The following is a 4,243-nucleotide window of genomic DNA, read 5'->3' on the forward strand; positions in this document are numbered from 1 at the left end:
GTGCCGGGCCCGGGGTCCGTCGTACCCCGGTGCGGCGAGGGCGTACGGTCCGGGGCGCGGGCTGATCCGTGGCTGGGCCCGGGCCCGCCCGTGCCTGGTCTTGGTGCCGGCTGTCGGGCCTTCGGGTCGGCCCCGGCTGCGGCGTCGTCCGCGACCGTGACGTCGCCTGTGGCCGCGACCCGTGGGTGTCGGCGGGGTCAGCGGGTGCCGGTGCGCCGGGCGGGCTGGACGGCGGCGACCCGCGCCGGGGGCCACGGGTGCTCGGACTGCCGGGCGTGCTGGGCCCGTTCGGTCGCCTGGTGCCGGGCGCGCTGGCCGCGCGGGGCGTCCAGCGCCGAGCGCGGCGGCAGTTCCGTGACGGTGTGCACCACCCCGTCCGCCCACGAGCCCGCGTGCGGATCGCGTCCGCTCCGGCCGTCCCCGAGGACGTGCCAGCCCGCCGGGGTGAGCCCGATGTACGAGCCGCAGCGCAGCCCGTGCAGGACGGCCGCGTCCCGCAGCGCCCACATCCAGGCGCCGTCCTGCTCGGTCCAGCCGGGCGCGCCCTCGCGGCAGCGCAACAGCACGGCCGTGCGGGTCGGTTCGGCCAGCCGCAGGTCGTGCGGGGTGACCTGGCGCAGGTGCGTGAGCAGGGCGTTGCGGTGCTGCCAGCCGTCGGTGTCGTGTGGCCAGGGCGTGAACGAGGCCGAGGCGGACACGTGGTGCAGCGCGTTGAGGACGGCGATCACGACCGTGCCCGGCTGGGGCAGGTGGCGCTGGTGCAACTCCACGACGAACTCGCGCGGGTCGCGCAGCAACGGGATCCCCGAGGCGGTCCAGGTCTCCAGGTCCAGCAGCCGTCTGGGCGCCGAACTCCGGGCGAGGGGATGCTGACCTCGGCCGATACCGTTGATCACGATCCTCCTTCCTGACCCACTGGCACGCGGGTACGTGGGTACGCCGAAGGCCGGGTCCAGCGGACAGGGTTTCGGGTACGCGCCAATTCTCGCGGTATCCGGGGTGGAGCGGCAACGATGAAACGATGAACGCCACCCGAAAGCCCACGTTCCGCCGGATATGTTCCACCGCGTTCCGAGCGTCGTTCGGGCGGCGTTGGACCTTGATCCAGACCGTGTGCGGGGTCCGGTGAACCGCCATCGGCACGGTGACCACTCCTTTCCCTGCTCCGGCGTCCCGCGTGTTCGCGAGGGGGCTGCTTTCTCCCTTCGTTAGGCCATTCGAGTGATGGGTGGAATGGCGGCCCACTGCCGCCCGGTCACCCCTGCACGGCCAGCACCAGGGGCAACACCGCGCTCGCCCCGGCACGGCGCAGCAGCCTGGCAGCCACGGTGACCGTCCAGCCCGAGTCGACGAGGTCGTCCACCAGCAGCACCGGCCCGCCGGCCTCGGCCACCGCCTGCGCCACCTCCGGCGGCAGCGTCAGCGCGCCGGCCAGCGAGTGCAGTCGCTGGGCGCTGTTGCTGCGCGCGCCGTGCGGGGGCCGGCCGTCGACGTACTCGATCCGGCCGAGCAGCGGCAGCTGGCCGATCTCGGCGATCCGTGCACCGAGGCTGCCCACCAGCTGGGGGCGGGTCGAGGAGGCCATGGCCACCACGCCGACCGGCCGCTCCAGCCGGGTGCCGTCCGCCGTCGCGGGCCCGGCCCAGCCGCCGGGGCCGCGGGCCCAGTCGGCGAGCACCGCGACCAGGGCGTCCACGGCCTCGCCGGGGACCGGTACGTCCGGGGCCTGGTCGGCCAGCAGGGCGCGCAGCCGGTTGCCCCAGCCGATGTCGGACAGCCGGCCGAGCGCCCGCCCGTTCTCGGCCTGCTCGCCCGCCGGGATCCGGCCCTTGAGGGGCACGCCGAGGGAGTCCATCCCGGTGGGCCAGAGCCGGCGCGGCTCGAAGCTGATGCCCGGGCGGCCGAGGGCGGCCCGGGCAGCGTTCAGCGCCTCGGCGGAGACCTCGGCGGTGTGCAGCGGCCCCGCGCAGTTGTCGCACCGGCCGCACGGACGGGCCTGCTCGTCGTCCAGCTGGCGCCGCAGGAACTCCATCCGGCAGCCGGTGGTCGCCGCGTACTCGCGCATCGCCCGCTGTTCGGCCTCGCGGGAGGCCGCGACCTTGGCGTACCGGGCGGTGTCGTACGCCCAGCTCTGCCCGGTGGCCGTCCAGCCGCCCTTGACCCGGCGGACGGCGCCGTCCACGTCGAGCACCTTGAGCATGGTCTCCAGCCGGGTGCGGCGCAGGTCCACCCGGGGCTCCAGCGCGGCGGTGGACAGCGGGCGGCCGGCCTCGGCCAGCGCGTCGATGGTGCGGCGCACCTGCTCCTCCGGCGGGAAGGCCAGCGAGGCGAAGTAGCGCCAGATCGCCTCGTCCTCGCGCCCGGGCAGCAGCAGCACCTCGGCCCGGTCGACGCCGCGCCCGGCCCGGCCGACCTGCTGGTAGTAGGCGATCGGCGAGCTGGGCGAGCCGAGGTGCACCACGAAGCCCAGGTCGGGCTTGTCGAAGCCCATGCCCAGTGCGGAGGTGGCGACCAGCGCCTTGACCCGGTTGGCCAGCAGGTCGGCCTCGGCGGTGCGGCGCTCGGCGTCCTCGGTGCGGCCGGAGTAGGAGGCGACCGGGAAGCCCCGCTCGCGCAGGAAGGCCGTCACCTCTTCGGTGGCGGCCACCGTCAGGGTGTAGACGATGCCCGAGCCCGGTAGCCGGTCGAGGTGGTCGGCGAGCCAGGCCAGCCGGTGCGCCGGGTCGGGCAGGGCCAGCACGCCCAGGGTGAGGCTCTCCCGGTCGAGCGGCCCGCGCAGCACCAGGGCGTGCTCGTCGGTGCTGCCGGTGCCGAGCTGTTCGGCGACGTCCGCGGTGACCCGGGCGTTGGCGGTGGCGGTGGTGGCCAGCACCGGGACGCCGGGCGGGAGCTCGGCGAGCATCGTGCGCAGCCGGCGGTAGTCGGGGCGGAAGTCGTGGCCCCAGTCCGAGATGCAGTGGGCCTCGTCGACCACGAGCAGGCCGGTGGAGGCGGCGAGCTTGGGCAGCACCTGGTCGCGGAAGTCGGGGTTGTTCAGCCGCTCGGGGCTGACCAGCAGGACGTCGACCTTTCCGGCGGAGACCTCGGCCTGGATCTCGTCCCACTCGTCGGTGTTGGCCGAGTTGATGGTCCGGGCGTGGATGCCGGCCCGGGCCGCCGACTCGACCTGGTTGCGCATCAGGGCGAGCAGCGGGGAGACGATCACCGTCGGCCCTGCGCCCCGGGCCCGGAGCAGGGCGGTGGAGATGAAGTAGACCGCGGACTTCCCCCAGCCGGTGCGCTGCACGACCAGGGCGCGGCGGTGGTCGACCACGAGGGCCTCGATGGCCGTCCACTGGTCCTCGCGCAGGACGGCGCCGGGCCCGGCGAGCTCGCGCAGGACGGCCTCGGCCCGCGCCCGGACCTCGGCGCGGTCGGCGGTGGCGGTGGTGTGGTTCTCGGGCTGCTGCATGGCGTCCATGTAACCCCGAGCCGCTGACATGAGGCGAATGCCGTGGCTGCGGAGAGGTGGAGGCCGGATGTATTTCATCAGCTCCTCAGCTGAACGGCCGCCGACTAATCACCCGGGGGAGTGGGCGCGGTGTGCTCCGAATGAGGGAAGCGGAAAACGAGGGCGGAGTTATCCACAGGAAAAGAGAAAAATCCGGTGCGTCTCTCGGATTGCGTCACGCTTCCGGTCATGAACGCCGCGGACAACCGGAGCGTCATGAACAACGGGAGCGTCATGAACAACGAGCGCGTCACCCTGTCCCTCGGCCCGTCCTCCGGCCACCGGCCGGTCACCATGCGCGGTCCGGCCGACATGGCCGAGCTGCTGCCCTACCTCCTGGGGTTCTACCCCGACGACAGCATCGTCGCGGTCGGCCTCCAGGGGCCCGACCTGCACCAGGGCGGAGTGATTCGGGCGGACATCCCGGAGTCGCCCGAGCAGTGGCCGGCCGCGGCGGAGGAGACGGCCGCCCTGCTGGTCGCCCTCTCCGAGCGGCACGGCGAGCGGCCCGTCCAAGTGCTCCTCTACCTCTGCCAGGATCCGACCACGGTGCACGCCCCTCCCGTGGTGGACGGCCTGCGGCCGCTGGCGGACGACCTCCGCGCGGCCTTCGGGCGCAGGGGGGTGGCCGTCAAGGAGTCGCTCTGCGTCTCGGACGGCCGCTGGTGGTCCTTCCTCTGCCGCCGCGCCGGGTGCTGCGATCCGGCGGGCAACCCGATCCGCCGGGCCCCCGGCCCGGGCCCGGCGGCCGCC

The 4,243-nt window shown here is 74.4% G+C and carries 3 protein-coding genes; 1 reads left to right on the top strand and 2 read right to left on the bottom strand.

The annotated features are described in order from the left end of the window. Positions 1 to 197: 197 nt before the first annotated feature. Together ACFV6I_RS18425 and ACFV6I_RS18430 are read right to left on the bottom strand one after the other, a co-directional pair. Complete coding sequence (locus tag ACFV6I_RS18425) at positions 198 to 836, bottom strand: hypothetical protein (protein ID WP_380426363.1); 639 nt, start codon at positions 834 to 836, stop codon at positions 198 to 200. Positions 837 to 1,255: 419 nt separating this feature from the next. After that, complete coding sequence (locus tag ACFV6I_RS18430) at positions 1,256 to 3,451, bottom strand: RecQ family ATP-dependent DNA helicase (RefSeq protein WP_380426347.1); 2,196 nt, start codon at positions 3,449 to 3,451, stop codon at positions 1,256 to 1,258. A gap of 228 nt (positions 3,452 to 3,679) precedes the next feature. Between ACFV6I_RS18430 and ACFV6I_RS18435 the strand changes: the two genes are divergently transcribed. After that, positions 3,680 to 4,243 (top strand): DUF4192 domain-containing protein (locus tag ACFV6I_RS18435; protein ID WP_380426349.1); only part of this gene is annotated, 564 nt, incomplete at its 3' end.

Origin of the sequence: Kitasatospora sp. NPDC059803, assembly GCF_042732255.1 — a bacterium.
Classification (GTDB): domain Bacteria; phylum Actinomycetota; class Actinomycetes; order Streptomycetales; family Streptomycetaceae; genus Kitasatospora.